Origin of the sequence: Flavobacterium cucumis (assembly GCF_900148835.1) — a bacterium.
GTDB classification, from domain to species: Bacteria; Bacteroidota; Bacteroidia; order Flavobacteriales; family Flavobacteriaceae; genus Flavobacterium; species Flavobacterium cucumis.
Genome location: NZ_FRYK01000002.1, coordinates 456,415 through 475,959, shown reverse-complemented (window position 1 = coordinate 475,959; position 19,545 = coordinate 456,415). Strand labels below are relative to the sequence as shown.

Genomic DNA, 19,545 nt, shown 5'->3' with positions numbered 1-19,545 from the left:
AATCATGATTCCGAAACTCATTCCTGGAGGTTCCCATTCTGACATTAGAGGAACACTTACTTTTAATAATGATTTTGATGCGACTTCCATCAAAAGAATGTATACCATCGAAAATGCAGATGTATATTCCATTAGAGGATGGCAAGGGCATAAGATTGAACAACGTTGGTTTTCAGCAATCAATGGGACTTTTAAAATTCAAATACTATCCATTGATTATTTTGAAAAAGGATTAAAAGACTTAAAACCTTATTGCTTTGTATTGAAGGCTGATAAAATGGATATTTTGCATGTTCCAGCAGGGTTTGTAAGTAGTATTCAAGCACAGGAAGTTGGTGCTAAATTGCTCGTCTTAGCAGATTATAAGGTGGGTGAAGTCGACGATGAATTTAGATTTGAATATCATCCCGATGATTTTTTAACAATAGAATAGTTTATGAAAATATTGATAACTGGAGCCACTGGTTTCGTTGGTAAAAACTTAGTTGCACAATTGAACAACATTAAAGCAGGAAAGGCGAAACATCCTGTTTTAGGAACTGATTTACACATCATTGAATACAAGCGGGATTCCGATTTTTCGGTTTTAGAAGAAGCTTGTAAAGATGTTGATTTTGTTTTTCATTTAGCCGGAGTAAATCGCCCAATAGAGCAAAGTGAGTTTATGATTGGTAACTTTGGCTTTACTACAGCCCTATTAGAAAAACTGAAAGAGAACAATAACAATTGTCCCATCGTACTTGCTTCTTCCACTCAAGCTGAGCTGGATAATCCTTACGGCATCAGCAAAAAAGCAGGAGAAGATGCTGTAAGGTCTCATTTTTCTCCACAGGAACGCGGAGAAAAGGCACTTATTTATCGCTTTCCCAATATTTTTGGAAAATGGTGTAAACCCAATTACAACAGTGCGGTAGCTACTTTTTGTAATAACATTGCAAATGATTTACCCATTTCTGTCAACGACCCGAATGTAGAAATGACTTTAGTTTATATAGATGATGTAGTAGAAGAGTTAATAGGTGCATTAACGAATGAAGCAACCAGAAATGGTGATTTTTGCATTGTCCCAACTGTTCATCAGCTGAAACTTGGACAAATTGTCGACTTACTATATGGTTTTAAAGAGCAACGCGAAAATTTAACTGTGCCGAATGTCACACATAACGCTTTTGAAAAGAAATTATACGCTACCTATTTGAGTTATTTACCAGCAGAGAAATTTTCCTATCCTCTAAAAATGAATATCGACCAAAGAGGAAGTTTTACCGAAATTATTCGAACACCCGAAAGGGGACAGTTTTCAGTAAATATTTCAAAACCAGGAATCACAAAAGGTCAACATTGGCACCATACAAAAAACGAAAAATTTGTGGTTGTTAGTGGAAAAGGTCTCATTCAATTGAGAAAAGTTGGAAAAGATGAAAATGGCAATGATTTCCCAGTTAACGAATTTTATGTGAGTGGCGAAAAAATTGAAGTGGTAGAAATGATTCCAGGTTATACCCACAACATTATCAATCTTTCAGAAACAGAAGATATGGTTACTTTTATGTGGGCAAATGAAAGTTTCGATCCAAATCGCCCCGACACTTTTTTTGAGGAAGTATAAATTATCATTGCAGATCTAGAAAAAACACAGTATGAAAAAATTAAAAGTCTTAACCGTTGTAGGTACACGTCCGGAAATAATTCGTTTATCAAGAGTATTAATTGCATTGGATCAATCTGAAGCAATCGAACACATTTTAGTGCACACTGGTCAGAACTATGACTATGAGCTTAACGAAGTGTTTTTTGAAGATTTAGGCTTGCGCAAGCCAAATCATTTTCTCAATGCAGCAGGTTCGAATGCTACTACTACGGCGGGACAAATTTTAATCAACATTGATCCAGTGTTGGAAAAAGAAAAGCCCGATGCCTTTTTAGTACTTGGAGATACCAATTCTTGTTTGTGTGCAATAGCTGCGAAGAAAAGGCATATTCCTATTTTTCACATGGAGGCTGGGAATCGTTGTTTTGATCAAAGAGTTCCTGAAGAAACGAATCGTAAAATTGTAGATCATGTATCGGATATCAATTTAACCTATTCAGATATAGCACGTGAGTATTTATTGCGAGAAGGATTATCAGCGGACAGGGTTATCAAAACAGGTTCTCCTATGTTTGAGGTACTACATCACTATTTACCACAAATTGAAGCTTCAACTGTTTTAGAAAAATTAAATTTAGAAGAAGGGAAGTTCTTTGTGGTATCTTCTCATAGAGAGGAAAACATCAATAACGAGAAAAATTTCACAAACCTAATGGCTACTTTAAATCAGGTAGCGGAAAAATATAAATTTCCAATCATTGTTTCAACTCATCCAAGAACTAGAAACATGATTGAGAAAATGAAAATTGAAATGCGTCCTGAAATTCAATTCTTGAAACCGCTTGGTTTTCACGATTACAATGCCTTGCAAAAACAAGCGTATGCTGTATTGTCAGATTCAGGAACTATTTCAGAAGAGTCTTCTATTTTAAATTTCAGAGCACTTAATATTCGCCAAGCACATGAGCGTCCGGAGGCTATGGAAGAAGCCTCTGTAATGATGGTTGGACTGTCTCCCGAACGAATTTTGCAAGGTTTAACACAAGTATTGCGACAAGAAGTGGGATTAGCACGAAATTTTAGACCCGTTGCAGATTATTCGATGCCGAATGTTTCCGAGAAAGTGGTTAGAATTATTATTTCTTATACGGATTATATAAAAAGGACTGTTTGGCATGAAGGGTAATAATGTTTGCGTAGTTACAGCTCAAAAATTTCCAAGCGGTTTAGCATCCAATAATAGAATCTTATCCTACAGTAAAGGTTTGAAAGAGTTAGATTATAATGTCGATGTTTTAACTTTAGCATATTCCTCTGATAGGAGAGGGATAATTTCAGGAGTAAAATATTTTAATTTGGGTGCAAATTTAAGATTTAAAATTTTTACAATATTATTTGGTATTTTGAAGGTTTGTATTAAAATTTTAAAAAACAAATACGATTTTTTAATCTTAGTCTCCAATAACGCTTTCTTGATATCACTTTTGTTTTTAGTCTGTAAAATTAAAAATATTACATATATCCAAGAAAAAAGTGAATTTCCTTTTGTGTTGAATTACAGAGGTTTTTTAAAAAAGAAAATAGCTGATTTTTACATTAACTATATTTATAGGTTGTTTGATGGGATGATTGTTATGACCCAGCCCTTATTGGAGTATTTTAAGGGTAAAACAAATAAAAAGTGTAAGATGTTTTTGATGCCCATGACAGTTGATGTTGATAGATTTAAAAACGTAGATAGAACTGATGAATATTCAAATTGTATTACCTATTGTGGTTATATGGGAGGGAATAAAGATGGAGTGAAAAATTTAATTGAAGCTTTTTCTTTGATTCAGGAACAGCATCCTTCGATACAATTATTATTATTAGGAACAGCAACAGACTCTGAATTTAAAGAAATTGTGGATTATGCAAATGCTATTGCGCCAAATCGCGTTATTTTTAAAGGTCAAGTTTCGAGAGATGAAATACCATTTTATTTAGTTAACTCTAAGATTTTGGCACTTGCTAGACCAAGTAGTTTACAATCTTCTGGAGGATTTCCGACAAAATTAGGAGAATACTTATCTACAAAAAAGCCAGTGATTGTAACTGCTGTTGGAGATATTCCTAAATATTTAAAAAGTAGAGAAAATGCATTTTTAGTTGCGCCAGATGATAACAGCTTGTTTGCTAATGAGTTGTCCTATATGCTCAATAATTATGATAAAGCATTAGCTATAGCTACAAAAGGTTATGATTTAACTTTAAGTGTTTTCAATTACAGACAACAATCTGTTAATTTGAGAGCCTTTTTAAAAGCATTTAAAAAATGAGAATATTAATAGCTGGAGATTATTGCCCAACAGGAAGAACAAAAGAATATCTTGTGAACGAAAACTATAAAGATTTATTCAATGGATATGAAAATATAGTTAAAGGAGTAGATTATGCGATAGTAAACTTTGAATGTCCTGTTACAACATCCAATACAAAAATTGAAAAAACTGGTCCGTGCTTAAAAACGGAAGATATTAATGCTTTAAAGGCGCTAAAATATGCAGGTTTTAATTTGTTAACACTAGCGAATAATCATATACAAGATTATTCGGGTCAAGGTGTTTTAGATACCATGAATCATGCACAAGATTTAGGATTCGATTTTGTAGGTGCTGGAAAAGACAGATTTGAATCCTCAAGACCTTTTATATCAAATATCAACGGAATAAAAGTAGGGTTTTTAAATATTGCTGAAAATGAATTTTGCGGAGCAACTGATACTGTACCAGGAGCATATACTTTTGATTTTATTGAAAATACCAAGGCAATTCAGAATTTAAGAGGACAGGTAGATAAATTGATAGTTATTTATCACGGAGGTAGAGAGCATTATCAATTACCTACGCCAGAACAAAGAAAGCGATTTAGATATTTTATTGAAATTGGTGCAGATGCAGTTGTGGGTCATCATACGCACTGTGTCAGTGGTAACGAAATATACGAAGGTAAACCAATTGTTTATAGTCTAGGGAATTTCATTTTTGATTATAAAAAGAAATATCAAAAAGGGATTTGGACAGAAGGAATGAGTGTTATTTTGTCTTTAAAAGAAAAAGAAAAGAATTTCGAAATAGAATTAATTCCTCATTTTCAGGGTCGTCAAAAAAATAGTGCCCTTACCCTTTTAAAAGGTCAAGAGAAATTAGATTTTTTAGAGAAATTAGATTTGTTGAGTAAGAAAATTTCTGATGATAAATCCTTTTTTGAAGAATGGTATAACTATTTAAAAACACAAGAAGTTTTTTATCTATCAAGTATTTACATAAAAAACTTGTTGATTAGGGTATTGTTTTTTAAAAAATTACTTCCAATTAGTTTGTTAAGATCTAAACATAATAAATTAATTTTAAATTTAATGAGATGTGAAGCACATCATGAAATTTCAAAAGAGATTCTAAATTCTAAAAAATAGACTATGAAAATTGCGATCCTATATAATAAATCAGAAAAGCTACATTCGACTAATTGGAGTTTAGAATGGGAGGATTATTGCAAAAAGAATAATTTAGAGTATAGCGTTATAAATCCTTATGAAATAGGTGTAGTTCTTATTTTGATGCAATTTGACATTGTGCTTTGGCATTATAGTAATTATTCGTTTAAGGATATGCTTATGGCGAAGAATATATTAAACACGTTAGCGTTTCATGGAAAAAAAGTATTTCCATCTTTTAATGATGCTTGGCATTTTGATGATAAATTATCAGAGACCTATTTGTTAGAAAGTATTCATGCTCCAATTCCTAAATCATTTTATTATTTTGATATTGAAGCTTTAAAGAGGGCTATACAAAATAAAGAAATTTCATTTCCTATTGTTGCTAAACTCAGAAATGGTTCAGGATCGCATAATGTAAAAAAGATAGATGCTGCGAAAGAATTGCTTGATTATGGTAAGAAAATGTTTTCCTCTGGGATAAGTAGCGCTCCAAGTTTGCTTTACAAAGCCTCATCTAATATTCAATCTTCAAAAAGTTTAAAGACATTTATTAGTAGGGCTAAAAGAATTCCTGAATTTTTGAGATCTTTAGCTAATGCTAAAAAGTTTAATGTAGAGCGAGGATATGTTTATTTACAAGAATTTATTCCCAATGATGGCTATGATTTGAAAATTGTTGTTGTAGGAGATAAACTTTCCTTTATAGGGAGGAATATTCGCCAAGGAGAATTTAGAGCATCAGGAGGTGGTGATTTGTTTTACGATCGTACAAAAGTTACTAAAAATGTAATTGACTCGGCTTTCAAAACTTCTGATAAGCTAGGATTTGAATGTATGGGATATGATTATGTTGTTGATAGTAAATCAGGTGAAGGTAAAATTATTGAAATTAGTTACGGATTTTCTCATCATGCTGTTTTAGCAGCAGATGGTTACTTTAACAGAGAAGGAGTGTGGTTTGATAATGCGTTTAATGTTCCAAATGAGATTTTGAAACGATTGATTATCAAATCGAAAAATCAATAATTATTTTTTTGATGCTTTTATTTTAATTGTTATCACTTAAATAACATTAATTAGTTGAAAAACAGTTTGTTTTCAAAATGGAATCATTTTATGTCCATTAAAATCTGTGTTGGTCACGATTGACATATTTTGGTAAGCATATGTTGAGGGATTAGTACATCTGCATATTGCCAATTTTTATTGAAAGAAATTTAAAATAAATAAATTACTACATCGTATAAAATGACTACCTCTAAACTCATTCGTATTACTACTGTACCCATATCGTTAAAAACGTTGTTAAAAGGACAACATCGTTTCATGACACAACAAGGATTTGATGTCTTGGGGGTGTCGAGTTCAGGTAAGGAGTTGCAAGATGTAGCTCAAAATGAAAATGTTTGTGTGGCTGCTTTAGAAATGACTCGAACCATTTCGCCTATTAATGATTTAAAATCCTTGTGGGAATTTTATAAATTATGTAAACGAGAGCGTCCTACCATTGTACATTCACATACACCTAAAGCGGGTATTGTAGGGATGTTAGGTGCGAAATTAGCAGGTGTTCCTGTGCGTTTGCACACGGTAGCAGGATTGCCCTTAATGGAAGCAACTGGAATAAAGCGAAGCTTGTTAGATTTTGTAGAAAAACTGACCTATCGTTGTGCTACTAAGGTATATCCTAATTCTACTGGATTATACGATTTTATTTTAGCTAATAACTATACTAAAAAAGAAAAATTAAAGGTTATCGCCAATGGCTCATCTAACGGAATAGACACCCATTATTTTGATCCCGCTTTATTTAGTGAAGTTCAAAAACTGGAATTGAAGCAATCGTTACTTTTACAACCTAACGATTTTGTTTTTGTTTTTGTAGGGCGCTTGGTAGGTGATAAGGGAATCAATGAGTTAATTTCAGGATTTACTCATTTGAAACCTGAAACTTTAAGCTTGAAGCTTTTATTGGTAGGATCGTTAGAGGGTGAATTAGATCCTTTACAATCCGAAACATTAAAAGCAATCGAAACTAATCCAAATATAATTTCTGTTGGTTTTCAGTCGGACGTTCGTCCTTATTTTGCTATCAGTGATTGTTTGGTTTTTCCTAGTTATCGTGAAGGATTTCCTAATGTGGTGATGCAAGCGGGGGCAATGGGGCTTCCTTCAATTGTTACGGATATCAATGGATGTAATGAGATCATTATTGAAGGTGAAAACGGAACTATCATACCCGTGAAAAATGTAGCGGCAATTGTGCAAGCCATGCAAAAAATGTGTTCTGATATAGCGTATTATAACCAACTACGACAAAATGCGAGGCGAATGATACAATCGCGTTATGAACAGCGAGTGGTTTGGGATGCTTTGTTAGAGGAGTATAAAAGGTTGTTATTGGAAATTGAGTAGGGTTTTGGTTTTAAGTTTTAGGATTCAAGTTTTTTAGGAACACGGATTGGGGAAATTATAGAAATTTTAATTTGGGAGGAATGGTTAAAATTTGGAACGCGGATGACACGGGTTTGCTTTGGCAAAACGCGGATGGTGACGGATTCGCTAAAGCGAAGGTGGATGGTGACGGATTTTTGGGAACACGGATTGGGGGAATTTTAGAAATATCTGCGTGGTTTCAAGTTTCAGGTTTCAAGTTTTTTGGAACACAGATTGGAGAAATTTGAGAAATTTTTAAAATTTGAAATTTGGAACGCGGATGACGCTGATTTAACGGATGGTCGCGGGTTTTTCTTTGGCTTGCTTTGCTCCCGATAGCTATCGGGATTACAGTTGAATAGGGTTCGCTAAAGCGAAGGAGGGTGGTGACGGATTTTTGGGAACACGGATTTTGAAAATTTTAATTGGAGATAAATCTTTAAAATTTGGAACGCGGATGACACGGGTTTGCTTTGGCAAAACGCGGATAGTGACGGATTCGCTAAAGCGATGGTGGATGGTGGCGGATTTTTTGGAACACGGATTTTAAAAATGGGGGTAATTTAAAAAATCTTTGTGTTGCTTTGCATAAATTAGTATATCTAGACACGTGGCATTGCATTACAAGACAATCGAAGAATTTAATAATCAAAACAACATTTATAAAAATGCCGCTTAACTTTAATTGTACTTTTTGTTTGCATATCCAGTAAGTCCGTTATTCATTGTAGTTACTTTAGGTTTGTTTTTAGGAAATAAGCTAATTTTTTTTATTTAAGTTATAGTGATTTTTTATCTTAGCCATTGTAACTATCTTTATCTTTACATTTAGTAGTAGTTTATGCAAGAAAATTTAGAAAATATAGGAAGTAATTTATCCGAGATCATAAAAAGTATTATTTCTACTTCACGAAAAAACATATATCAAAAGGTAAATCAACAACTTATCCTAACGTATTGGCAAATTGGAAGTGAAATAGTTGCGGCGGAACAAAAGAATAAAATAGACAGTACTACTTCAAGACAAATTATATTGAGGTTGTCGAAAATATTAACCAATGAAATAGGTAAAGGATTTTCAAGGGCTAACTTGTTTAATATGCGAAAATTTTACATTACCTATCCAGACGTCCAGTCACTGACTGGACATTTGTCATGGACGCATATTTGTGAGTTGTTAATCATAGAAGATAACGATAAGCGAAGTTTTTATGAAAAGGAAAGTGTAAATTCTTCGTGGTCTGTTCGTGAATTAAAAAGGCAAATTAACAGTTCGTTGTATGAGAGACTTTTGCTTTCCCAAGGAAAAAATAATAAAGAAAAAGTATTACAATTAGCTCAAAAAGGTCAAGAACTCAGCCAGCCAGAAGATTTGATAAAAGACCCTTATGTTTTTGAATTCCTTGGAATCCCAGAAAACAAACCTTTGCTCGAAAAAGAGTTTGAAGCTAAACTCATTCGGCATATAGAAGAATTTTTATTAGAATTAGGTAGAGGGTTTATGTTTGTTGGATCGCAACAAAGAATTACCATTAATAACACGCATTATTATGTAGATATGGTATTTTACAACAAGATATTAAGAAGCTACATTCTTATCGAACTGAAAACAACAAAACTTAATATTGCTGATGGTGGTCAATTAAATACATACCTTAATTATTACAGAACAGAAATAAATGAATCTGATGATAATCCACCGATAGGTATCATTCTGTGTGCTGAAAAAGATGAAATTACAGCAGAATATATATTAGATGGATTTCAAAATAAAGTATTTGCTTCAAAATATGTAACCATACTTCCTGATAAAAAAACGTTAGTTGAGGAGGTGGAACATGTTTTAAAAGAAGATGTAACAAAATTGCCATAATGTACAAAAACTACCTTAAACGCCTCTTTGATTTTACAGTCGCCTTATTTGGTTTGTTACTGTTAAGTCCGTTATTTATTTTGGTTACTATTGGATTATTTTTTGCCACCCAAGGGAAGCCTTTTTTCTTTCAAACCCGCCCAGGTAAAAATGAAAAGCTGTTTCGAATTGTGAAGTTCAAGACCATGAATGAAAAAAAAGATAGTGAGGGGAACTTGTTATCCGATGCGGAGCGTTTGACTACAATTGGTCGTTTTGTACGTAAAACCTCTTTAGATGAGATACCGCAATTGTTGAATGTTTTGAAAGGCGATATGAGTTTGATAGGGCCGAGGCCTTTGTTGGTTCAGTACCTGCCTTTATATAATGCAGTGCAAAAAAAGCGTCATGATGTTCGTCCTGGAATTACAGGTTGGGCACAAGTGAATGGTAGAAATGCAATCAGTTGGGAGCAGAAGTTTGCCTATGATGTTTGGTATGTTGAACATTGTTCTTTGCTTTTAGATTTGAAGATTTTACTGAAAACTATTCAGAAGGTTGTTCAGTCGGAAGGTATCAATGCGAATCAAGGAGTCACTATGGAGCCGTTTAGAGGAAATTCTAATCTGCTTGTTTTTGGTGCTGGAGGTCATGCCAAGGTGGTGGTGGATTGCATAGAGGTAGAAGGGAAGCATTCCATTAAGGCTGTTTTAGACGATGCAGAAGTTTCTCAGTTTATAGGGGGTTATGATGTTGATTTACGAAATAAAAATAGTGATTATGTATCTTTTGATGCAATTGTTGCTATTGGAAATCCATTGCATCGAGAAGGTTTGGTACAACAACTTAAAACTAATTTTATTATGACAATTCATCCAAGTGCCGTAGTATCGAATCATGCTGAATTAGGAGTAGGGTGTCAAGTTTTTGCGACAGCGGTTATAAATGCTGGGGCAAAAATTGGCAATCATTGTATTGTTAATACAGGTGCTATAGTAGAACATGATTGTGAATTAGAGGATTATGTGCATGTAGCTCCCAATGCTACTTTAGGAGGGAATGTTAAAGTAGGCGCAAAAACGCATATAGGGATAGGGGCTAGTATCAAGCAAAATGTAGTTATTGGTAAAAGTGTTATCGTTGGAGCTGGTGCTGTAGTATTAGATGATCTTCCTGATAACTGTACGGCGGTGGGTGTTCCTGCTAAAATTATAAAATTTCATTAATCCGCATTTGCGGATTTTTTTTGGTTTCAGTTTTTTTAGGAACACGGATTGGAGAAATTTTAGGAATTTTTAAAATTTTAATAGGGGAGATCTTTAAAATTTGGAACGCGGATGAAACGGGTTTGCTTTGACAAAACGCGGATGGTGACGGATTCGCTAAAGCGAAGGCCGATGGTGGCGGATTTTTTGTAACACGGATTGGGGGAATTTGAGAAATCTTTGAGTGGTTTCAGGTTTCAAGTTTCAGGTTTCAAGTTTTTGGAACACGGATTAGAGAAATTTTGGTGGTTTTTAAAATTTTAATTGAGGAGGAATCTTTGAAATTTGGAACGCGGATGACGCTGATTTAACGGATGGTCGCGGGTTTTTCTTTGGCTTGCTTTGTGGTTAAATTGAGTTCGCTAAAGCGAAGGCGGATGGTGACGGATTTTTTAGGAACACAGATTTTAGAAATTTTAGAAATTAGAAAAATTTTTGCTTGGTTTCAGTTTTTTTAGGAACATGGATTGGAGAAATTTTGGTGGTTTTTAAAATTTTAATTGGGGAGGAATCTTTGAAATTTGGAACGCGGATGACACGGGTTTGCTTTGACAAAACGCGGATGGTGACGGATTCGCTAAAGCGAAGGCCGATGGTGGCGGATTTTTGGGAACACGGATTGGGGGAATTTGAGAAATCTTTGAGTGGTTTCAAGTTTCAGGTTTCAGGTTTCAAGTTTTTGGAACATGGATTGGAGAAATTATAGAAATTTTAGAGTTTTAATTTGGGAGGAATCTTTGAAATTTGGAACGTGGATGAAACGGATTTAACGAATGGTCGCGGGTTTTTCTTTGGCTTGCTTTGTGGTTAAATATAGTTCGCTAAAGCGAAGGCGGATGGTGACGGATTTTTTAGGAACACAGATTTTAGAAATTTTAGAAATTTTAGAAAAATCTTTGCTTGGTTTCAGTTTTTTTAGGAACACGGATTGGAGAAATTTTAGGAATTTTTAAAATTTTAATTGTGGAGGAATGGTTAAAATTTGGAACGCGGATGACACGGGTTTGCTTTGACAAAACGCGGATGGTGACGGATTCGCTAAAGCGAAGGCGGATGGTGACGGATTTTTTAGGAACACGGATTGGGGGAATTTGAGAAATCTTTGAGTGGTTTCAGGTTTCAAGTTTCAGGTTTTTTTGGAACACGGATTAGAGAAATTTTGGGAATTTTTAAAATTTGGAACGCGGATGAGGCTGATTTAACGGATGGTCGCGAGTTTTTTTTTGCTTTGTGGTTAAGTGATGGTTTGTTTTAGAACTCGGATGATAGGGTTTTCATGTGCTGATGATGTGTTTTTTTAGATCTTGCCTAAAATAAGTTTATAAATTTATGTGTGAAATTAAAGTAGCTTTACAACTCATTTTTTTTATGGAATTGTTTTTTAAGATAAATTTTAAAACAATATTTTCAAAGTAAGATTAATATCTATATTTGGCAATTGGCATAATGCAATATAACCTATTATTCTAGTAATAGATTACATTGCATTGTAGTATTCTGGTATATTATTTATTAGAAATTTGTTCCGTTTGGTTGGTAAACATATTTAAATGTAAAATATCTTGTTAACGAAGTAGCTTCTGGATTTGCTGGAGCATCTTTGTAATAGCTAATAATTTCCATTTTAGCATATTTTCCATCGTGCGTTTTTACAACAAATACTTTTCCTGCAATTGGAGTAACTAAGTTTGTTGCTCCATCATAATTGTACCATCCATTACCACTTCCTGTTGGAATCGCGTAAGTATTTGTACCATCTTGATTGAAAGTTGAAGCATTTGGAATTGTAGTAACTGCATCTAAAGTATTAGAAATAATGCTTACAGCTCCATTACCTGTGCGAGTTGGCTCATCTGTAATTCCAATGGATGTACCACCATTTACAATAATTGTTGTGCCACGAAATGCAATATCCCATGTATCATTTGTTACAACTGCGTTTTGCGAGAAACTAAATTTTGTGAATTCCCCTCCAACTGGTGTACCCATTCCACCTGTTTGAGGTGCATATAAATTTGAGAATGTTTTGGTTTCTAAATTTGCTGTTCCTGATGTGTTATCATCGTCATTAGAACAAGCGGTAAAGAAACTAAAAACTGAAAGTAGTAAAACTGATTTAAAAAAATTTGATTTGGTCATAATTATAAAATTTATTGATTAATTGTTTTAAAATTGATATTGAATTCTTGTAAATAATTGTCTTCCTGATACATTTGGAATATTCCTTTCATCTTTATAATCAAACAAGTTGTTTACTCCAAATTGAGCTGAAAAACGATATTTAAAATCTTTATTTATGGTCAGATTGGTTAAAAAATAACCTTTGACAAATTCATCGTATTTATCTAAAATGGCATTGTTGTTTGAGTCGAAAATTCCGTATTTACTTCTATAAAAAACACGAGCATTAATTGATGTTTCAATTGATGGGATATGATAATTTAGTTTGATATTTGCTGTATGTTTTGAACGATTGTATAGTCCGAAATAGTCACTAGCTTTTAGCCTGAAAGAGGACAATGTTATTGGGTCTCTTGCGAAAATTTCGCCTCGTTCAATTTTATCTACTATGGTTTGGTCTTTAGCAATCAAGTATTGGTAACCTGAACTTATTGAGAAATTGGAATTCATTTTATATGTTCCGTTTAATTCTAAACCATAAGTAAAAATTTTGTCAATATTGAAATAAGAAAAAACATTTTGACCGTTTGTTCTTTGTGCAATTGCTCTTGTGTCAATTAAATTTTCTATGGTATTGTAAAAAAAATTATAATCAACAGAAAGCTTATTTTTTTTGTAGTATCCACCAAAATTGATGTTTATGGAACTTTCTGGTTTAAGCGGATTTGAAAAATCGTAACCGTTTGTAAATAATATTTGCCCTTGACTTTGTAATTCAGCAAGCTTTTCTGCTGCTACATTATAGCCTAAAACAGTGTAACCCACGGATGAATTGGTGAAATCAAAATACAATTGTCTTAAATCGGGCGCTTTGTAGCCATAACCTATAGCGGTTTTTAAAGAAAAGTGTTCATTCCATTTATAATTTAACCCAATTTTTGGACTAAATTGTGATTGATATTGATGATGGTTATCATAACGAAAACCTACCAATATATTCCATTTTTCTTTTAAGAACCATTCGAATTGACTAAATAAATACTCCGAATTTAAGGTTACTTTCTCTTCAAAATAGGTTCTTTCTAGCGTTTCGTAATTTACACCAATTCCGGTTGTAAGTGTGTTTTTATCTATTTTGTAATGTGATCGGATTTCAGGTCTATAAAACCATTGGTTAAAATTACTTTCTTCAAACAGTTCATTGTTTTCATCTTTTAAAAATTCATCTGCTTTATAGTTCGTTGCATATACATCATAAACTAATTTGAATTTCTCAGAAACGGCATGATTTAATAAAATAGAATTATTCCATTCTTTAATTTTACTTTTTCCTCTGAATTTATCTGTTCCAACTTCTGTTTTATAATCCTGGTTTTGATTGTAAATTCTCGAGTTTAGTAATAAATTCAACTTGTTAGAAAAATTAATTTTTACTTTTGGTTGAATAGTAAAATTTGAATAGGGTTCAACTGTTTGAACAAAGTTACTTTCCGAAAGATTATAACCGTCTGTTTTAAAATAATTCCCAAACAATTCGAATCCGATTTTTTTCTTACCAAATTCAAGTGAAGTTGCAATATCATGCGTATTGAATGTAGCTAGTTTGTAGTTGATATTGCCTTTTAATTGTTCTGTAGTTATAGTTTTCTTTGTAATAATATTTACAACTCCAGCTAATGCTTCTGAACCGTACAAACTTGACGAAGCCCCTTTTACAATTTCAATTTTTTCGATGTTGTTAACCGAAATTCTGCTTAAATCCAAAGTTCCTGCACTTCTTCCAAAAAGGGGTTGACCATCAATTAAAATCATAACATAGGCTGCATCTAAACCCTGCATTTGAATACCTTCGCCACCACCAAAATCAGGTACAGTAATTAAACCTGTTTGCTCTTGAATAATTTCATTTAAACGGCTTAAGCCTGACTTGCGAATACTTTCGCCAGTTATAATTTGTGTTGGCAAAGGTAGTGTTGCAACGTTTCTTTCGGTTCTTGTTCCTGTTATAATAACTTCTTTAAGATGACTCGTTTTAATAGAATCATTCTCAACTTGAGCTATTAAAAATTGACTACAAGAAATGAAAAATAGTATGCCTATGTTTTTTTTGAATTGCATTATTTTGAAACTATAAAACTGTCAATTACTGTATTGATTTCCTCTTGGCTTGCGTCTCTTTTTAATTTACTTAAGTGCATGTATAATGGTTTTCCATCAATATCACTTTTTAGTTTTATGTCTTTGTTTTTTGCAAATTCAGCATTCCATTTTGTGCGAACTTTTTTCCAAAACTCTTGGTTTTCAACCCACCATTTTTGAGCCGCTTCACATTTTGAATCATCTACTTTTGTGTAGGTGTTATGACCTTTTTCTTGAGCTAAAACATAGTCATTACCTTTTTCGTCTCTAATAATTTTATCGTTGTCCTGGTCGTGAATCCAGCCATTCTTGATAATTTCGTGTACGTTAGTTCTTTTTGTAATGTTGTAATCGCTTCTTTGCGTATATTCTCTTCTTGGAAGTGGTGCGTTTGTAGTGTTTTCCCAATAGTGGCGTCCATCTGCATGAATCCATGAAGCACTTCCTTCATATCTAGGTTTATCGTCAACTTCATATACTTTTTGTGTCCATTGCCCTATTACTTTATCTTTTGGAAGTGATTTAAATTTCCAATCTTCAAAGCCGTTGTAGTCATACAATTTTGTGTTTTCAAATAACCAATCTTGTCTCCAGTGCTTTACAATGTGACCTTTTCCAACAATTAATAAATGCTGAATTGAAATTTTGTTAGACTCATCTTCAATCAATTGTGCCCATTCTAAAGCGGTTTCATGCTTTACTTTAGACGCTTTGTAATTTGCAGAATCTTTAGGGTAGTTGAACGTTTCCGCAAATTTGAATTTGATTTCATAGCAACCACACATTGCTTTAATCGATTTAATGTCTTCAGTTTTTTGAGCGTAAGTTGAAACTGATAAAAACAAAATTGTAAGTAATAAATAGTTCTTCATTTTTAGTATTTTAAATTAGACTGATTCTAAACAGTGCAAATTTATAATATTATTTAGAATAAATCCAAATAATATATTTATTATTTTTAATTATTCTAAATAGTGTTGAAATATGTTCTTAAACGTATTGAAATAGTAAATGGAAGTATGAATCAACTGATTCCGTTTCTTGTTCAAGTTAAGGGTAGAATTGGTTTTGGTCTGTTTTTAGGAACACAGATTGGAGGAATTTTAATAATTTAAAATAATCTTGGCGCACTTTGCGGTTAAATCTTGGTGTGCTTTGTGGTTAAATTTTGGAACACAGATTGTGGAAATTTGAGAAATTTGAGAATTTTTTTTGTGGATAAATCTTTAAAATTTGGAACGCGGATGACGCAGATTTGCTTTGGCAAAACGCAGATGGTGACGGATTCGCTAAAGCGAAGGGGGATTGGGACGGATTTTTTGGAACACGGATTTTAGAAATTTTAGAAATTTTAATTGGGGATGAATCTTTAAAATTTGGAACGCGGATGACACGGGTTTGCTTTGGCAAAACGCGGATGGTGACGGATTCGCTAAAGCGATGGTGGATGGTGGCGGATTTTTTGGAACACGGATTTTAGAAATGGGGTAATTTAAAAAATCTTTGTGTTGCTTTGCGTAAATTAGTATATCTAGACACGGTGCATTAAATTACAAAACAATTCGAAGAATTTAATAATCAAAACAGTATTTACAAAAATATCGCTTAATTTAAACTGTAATTTTTATTTGCATATCCATGGTAACTAATCCATCAAGAGTTTGGGTTTCCGACATAACTTATATCCAAACTAAAGAAGGATTTTTATACCTAACAACAATTATTGATTTATACGACCGAAAAATGATTGGTTGGAGTTTAAGTAACGGAATGAATACCGAAGAAACAACTCTTGCAGCTTGGAAAATGGCAATAAGAAACCGAAACGTTCAGAAAGAATTAATTTTTCACTCTGATAGAGGCGTTCAATATGCAAATAAGAAATTTGCCAATACAATTGAATCTTATGGCGTGATTAGAAGCATGAGTAGAAAAGGAAACTGCTGGGATAATGCAGTAGCTGAGAGCTTCTTTAAATCATTAAAAACAGAATTAATTTACGGTAATAAACTCATAGATAAAGAACAAATGGAACTAGAAATCTTTGAATACATAGAAATCTGGTACAACAAAAAAAGAAGACACGGTGCGCTGAATTACAAAACAATCGAAGAATTTAATAATCAAAACAACATTTACAAAAATGTCGCTTAACTTAAACTGTACTTTTTATTTGCATATCCATAAGGTACTTTCTAAGTATTTTACTTACGTAGATGAGGTTACTGATGAATGGAAAAAAAGAGCAATGATTGAAACCTATATCAATGGCGAATATGGCAAAAGACAGCTATTTGAATGAATAAAAAAATCCTAAGTTCAATACTTAGGATTTTTTGTTTTATAGCCTTACCCTTTCAGCATTCACAACCTCAATACGGCTCATTTAAGACCTTTTAAATCGTTTGAATGATTGTGTGTTGGTTTAGATTTTTGGTGTGGTTTATGGGCTTTGTAATGACTTTGTGGATTTAGGCGAAACGGTTAGGAATCGCCTCAATTTTTATTTTATTGATTTTACATAATTACTTTAATCTATAGAAATAAATTATTTTTTTATTTTTTTTAATTATATAATCTCCTATTGATACAACTTTTATTTTCTCGTTGTTACTAATTAATAAACCTTCGTTTAAATAACTAAAATTTTGATGTGCTGGGACATTATAATAACTTATTAAATCTTTATTTTCTAATAATTGATTTTTTTCATAAATCAATATCCCGTCTGATTTATAAACCATAAGTTGTTGAATATCTCCATTTATATCATATTTAGCTTTACTTCTTAATGAATATTTAATATCATTAAGGATAAAAAAAGATTCTTCAGAATAATCATATATATTATTTTGTACTTCAACCCCTGTTAATATTTCAATAAATACTATTTTATTTTGAGCATTACATCCCGTAAAAAATAATATTATTGATAATAAAAATATAAAATTAGTTAACTTTTTGACTTGTTGGATATTCATTGCCTACTCTTTTTTCAATTATTACTCTTATATGCCCTGGATTACTTTGACTTTTATTTGCTTGTGTTTGGATAGCACTTAAAACATTATTTGTTTCTGTATTAGATGTATTTGTGCTAGAATTATTATTATTAACAATACCAAAACACCCCTCAGAAGCTGCAACCTTACTACTTCCATTGTAATCATAATTTCCACCTACATGTATCATAACTCCTGCTGCAACGTCATCTTCATTTCTATATCCCATATTTACTGAAGTTTGGTTAGGTTCTGCATGAACAACCTCCGAACCTTTCTGAGTTAACTTTAAAGCTTCAGTACCATTCCCTTTTGGGTATCCTCCATTCATTACGTTACCTGTAAAATGATTTAAATTACCATCTTTTGGTTCAAAAGCAACATTTGAAGCTGTATTACTACCTGGATTTTCTACCGTCCAAGCATCTCTTGTTACAGAAAATTCCATCTTAAAATTTGAATCTTCTGTATCAGTAACTACAACTTTATATAAATCTACTTTAGTTGTTACACCTCCACTATAACCCAAAACTCTTTGGTCAGTAGTTTGTCCTGTTTTCTGCTTAGTAATTCTAATGATAGGATAATCTTCTGGAGCCATCCCATCAGGGTCAGTAAACCTTAAAGGATTATTAAAACAATAATTAAATGGACTAAATCTACGCATTAGTTCTGCTTTCGGGTCAATATTTATCCATCTACCTAAAGCAGGGTCATAATTCCTTGCTCCGTAATCGTACATGTTAAGCCCTAGTTCGTCTTGCAACTCCTTACCGTTATACTTATACTTATACGCCTTTGTGAAACTTGACTTTACCACATAAAGCACCTCAACTTTTTATCAAATAAGAACGTTCCAACCTCATTTTCTGAATAACGAAAATAAGGTTAATCTTAATGTTTTCCTAGCATTTAGGCATAAAAAAGCCGAATCAGTTTTGACTCGGCTTATTAATGATTAATTTTTCTCTAGTTTAATTAAGCGGCATCCCACAAAATTCTAATTTCTTCGCACATCACTTCAATTTCTTTTATTTTTTTTGAAACATCTACAGGTGAAGAAACTATACCTTCTCCAAAAACATCTATCGAAAGACATAGCTCAGGCAAAACTTTTTCCCCTTTTTTAGCAATCTCAGTTTCTAAATATTTGTGAAGTGCACTTGCAACATAAAGTTGCTGGCTTCTGTCAAACTTGTCGCCTTTAGCAATATGAGTCTTAACTGCGCCTAAATACTTAATCCCATCAATTTCAATCTCTATAATCAAATCAGGAGAAATAATTACTTCAACTCCCTTCATGAAAATGGACTTACTTTGAACATTCTTCAAAATTTTATAATCATAATTTTTTAGAACTGCTGGAATTTTAAAACTAACAAACCTTTGAAGAGCTTCTAATGAAACTATCCTATCATTAATTTGTCTTTTTTTTGTTAATTTCCTCAGTTTTAACTCTTCAATTCCATCTAAAACTGGCTGAATATCACCTTTAGAAGCAAATGCTTTTTTAATTCTTGCTTTTGCTAATTGGTAATAAGCAATTTTAAAAGTGTTAGGAGTTTTCTGTTGATTAACAATGCTTTTCTTTTTGGATTCAGTTCCTTTAGAAAAGACGGCTAGCTGGTTTAGTGAAATATTACATCCTCTCATAACAA

Annotated in this window: 19 protein-coding genes and 2 pseudogenes; 15 read left to right on the top strand and 6 right to left on the bottom strand. The window is 32.7% G+C overall.

The features are described 5' to 3' along the window. Positions 1-4 precede the first annotated feature (4 nt). The 12 genes and pseudogenes from BUE95_RS08155 to BUE95_RS08105 all read left to right on the top strand — a co-directional run bounded on the left by BUE95_RS08155 (position 5) and on the right by BUE95_RS08105 (position 11,331). Positions 5-433 (top strand): WxcM-like domain-containing protein, encoded by a 429-nt coding sequence (locus tag BUE95_RS08155; RefSeq protein WP_073583256.1) that lies wholly within the window; start codon positions 5-7, stop codon positions 431-433. A 3-nt stretch (positions 434-436) separates the two neighbouring features. After that, positions 437-1,609, top strand: a complete 1,173-nt coding sequence (locus tag BUE95_RS08150) for a capsular polysaccharide biosynthesis protein CapF (protein WP_073583254.1) — start codon at positions 437-439, stop codon at positions 1,607-1,609. Positions 1,610-1,640: 31 nt separating this feature from the next. Beyond that, entirely contained in the window at positions 1,641-2,777 is a 1,137-nt protein-coding gene (wecB, locus tag BUE95_RS08145) for a non-hydrolyzing UDP-N-acetylglucosamine 2-epimerase (RefSeq protein ID WP_073583252.1), read from the top strand. Further along, positions 2,767-3,909, top strand: a complete 1,143-nt coding sequence (locus tag BUE95_RS08140; protein WP_073583250.1) for a glycosyltransferase — start codon at positions 2,767-2,769, stop codon at positions 3,907-3,909. Before wecB ends, BUE95_RS08140 begins: the two co-directional genes overlap by 11 nt. Next, positions 3,906-5,045, top strand: a complete 1,140-nt coding sequence (locus BUE95_RS08135) for a CapA family protein (protein ID WP_073583248.1) — start codon at positions 3,906-3,908, stop codon at positions 5,043-5,045. The genes BUE95_RS08140 and BUE95_RS08135 overlap by 4 nt, the downstream gene beginning before the upstream one ends. 3 nt (positions 5,046-5,048) lie before the next feature. After that, the gene (locus BUE95_RS08130) at positions 5,049-6,098 is read left to right on the top strand and encodes an ATP-grasp domain-containing protein (protein ID WP_073583246.1); all 1,050 of its coding nucleotides are present in this window, start codon (positions 5,049-5,051) and stop codon (positions 6,096-6,098) included. Positions 6,099-6,320: 222 nt separating this feature from the next. Next, entirely contained in the window at positions 6,321-7,487 is a 1,167-nt protein-coding gene (locus BUE95_RS08125) for a glycosyltransferase family 4 protein (RefSeq protein ID WP_200778606.1), read from the top strand. An 80-nt stretch (positions 7,488-7,567) separates the two neighbouring features. Next, positions 7,568-7,756, top strand: coding sequence for a hypothetical protein (locus BUE95_RS08120; protein WP_143165249.1), 189 nt, complete (start codon positions 7,568-7,570; stop codon positions 7,754-7,756). A 593-nt stretch (positions 7,757-8,349) separates the two neighbouring features. After that, positions 8,350-9,381 carry a PDDEXK nuclease domain-containing protein gene (locus BUE95_RS08115; protein WP_073583242.1) on the top strand — a complete coding sequence of 344 codons (1,032 nt, stop codon included), beginning with the start codon at positions 8,350-8,352 and terminating at the stop codon, positions 9,379-9,381. Further along, a pseudogene (locus BUE95_RS13735) lies at positions 9,381-9,980 on the top strand (sugar transferase); the annotation flags it as partial. The gene BUE95_RS08115 and the pseudogene BUE95_RS13735, both read left to right, overlap by 1 nt. Then, entirely contained in the window at positions 9,960-10,586 is a 627-nt protein-coding gene (locus BUE95_RS13730) for an acetyltransferase (RefSeq protein ID WP_234977645.1), read from the top strand. The pseudogene BUE95_RS13735 and the gene BUE95_RS13730, both read left to right, overlap by 21 nt. Before the next feature lie 478 nt (positions 10,587-11,064). After that, a complete protein-coding gene (locus tag BUE95_RS08105) occupies positions 11,065-11,331 on the top strand; it encodes a hypothetical protein (RefSeq protein WP_073583238.1) in 267 nt (88 codons plus the stop codon). 806 nt (positions 11,332-12,137) lie between these two features. Here the strand turns inward: BUE95_RS08105 and BUE95_RS08100 are convergent. From BUE95_RS08100 to BUE95_RS08090, 3 genes are read right to left on the bottom strand one after another with little or no spacing between them, the layout of a single operon-like run. Then, positions 12,138-12,764 (bottom strand): HmuY family protein, encoded by a 627-nt coding sequence (locus tag BUE95_RS08100; protein WP_073583236.1) that lies wholly within the window; start codon positions 12,762-12,764, stop codon positions 12,138-12,140. Between the two features lie 27 nt (positions 12,765-12,791). Beyond that, a complete protein-coding gene (locus BUE95_RS08095) occupies positions 12,792-14,864 on the bottom strand; it encodes a TonB-dependent receptor plug domain-containing protein (protein WP_073583234.1) in 2,073 nt (690 codons plus the stop codon). Next, positions 14,864-15,757 (bottom strand): DUF6607 family protein, encoded by an 894-nt coding sequence (locus BUE95_RS08090; protein ID WP_073583232.1) that lies wholly within the window; start codon positions 15,755-15,757, stop codon positions 14,864-14,866. The genes BUE95_RS08095 and BUE95_RS08090 overlap by 1 nt, the downstream gene beginning before the upstream one ends. A gap of 383 nt (positions 15,758-16,140) precedes the next feature. On the opposite strand from BUE95_RS08090, the gene BUE95_RS08085 reads away from it, so the two are divergent. The 3 genes and pseudogenes from BUE95_RS08085 to BUE95_RS13655 all read left to right on the top strand — a co-directional run bounded on the left by BUE95_RS08085 (position 16,141) and on the right by BUE95_RS13655 (position 17,187). Beyond that, positions 16,141-16,365, top strand: a complete 225-nt coding sequence (locus BUE95_RS08085) for a hypothetical protein (RefSeq protein WP_073583230.1) — start codon at positions 16,141-16,143, stop codon at positions 16,363-16,365. Positions 16,366-16,526: 161 nt separating this feature from the next. Next, positions 16,527-17,039 (top strand): annotated as a pseudogene (locus tag BUE95_RS08080) (IS3 family transposase); the annotation flags it as partial. Next, a complete protein-coding gene (locus BUE95_RS13655; protein WP_159433503.1) occupies positions 17,029-17,187 on the top strand; it encodes a hypothetical protein in 159 nt (52 codons plus the stop codon). The pseudogene BUE95_RS08080 and the gene BUE95_RS13655, both read left to right, overlap by 11 nt. 223 nt (positions 17,188-17,410) lie before the next feature. Here BUE95_RS13655 and BUE95_RS08075 read toward each other — a convergent pair whose 3' ends face one another. From BUE95_RS08075 to BUE95_RS08065, 3 genes are all read right to left on the bottom strand, one after another. Then, a complete protein-coding gene (locus tag BUE95_RS08075; RefSeq protein WP_073583228.1) occupies positions 17,411-17,866 on the bottom strand; it encodes a hypothetical protein in 456 nt (151 codons plus the stop codon). Continuing rightward, positions 17,835-18,653 carry an RHS repeat-associated core domain-containing protein gene (locus tag BUE95_RS13505; RefSeq protein WP_234977641.1) on the bottom strand — a complete coding sequence of 273 codons (819 nt, stop codon included), beginning with the start codon at positions 18,651-18,653 and terminating at the stop codon, positions 17,835-17,837. Before BUE95_RS13505 ends, BUE95_RS08075 begins: the two co-directional genes overlap by 32 nt. 212 nt (positions 18,654-18,865) lie before the next feature. Beyond that, positions 18,866-19,540, bottom strand: a complete 675-nt coding sequence (locus tag BUE95_RS08065) for a hypothetical protein (RefSeq protein WP_073583226.1) — start codon at positions 19,538-19,540, stop codon at positions 18,866-18,868. Between the last annotated feature and the right edge of the window lie 5 nt (positions 19,541-19,545).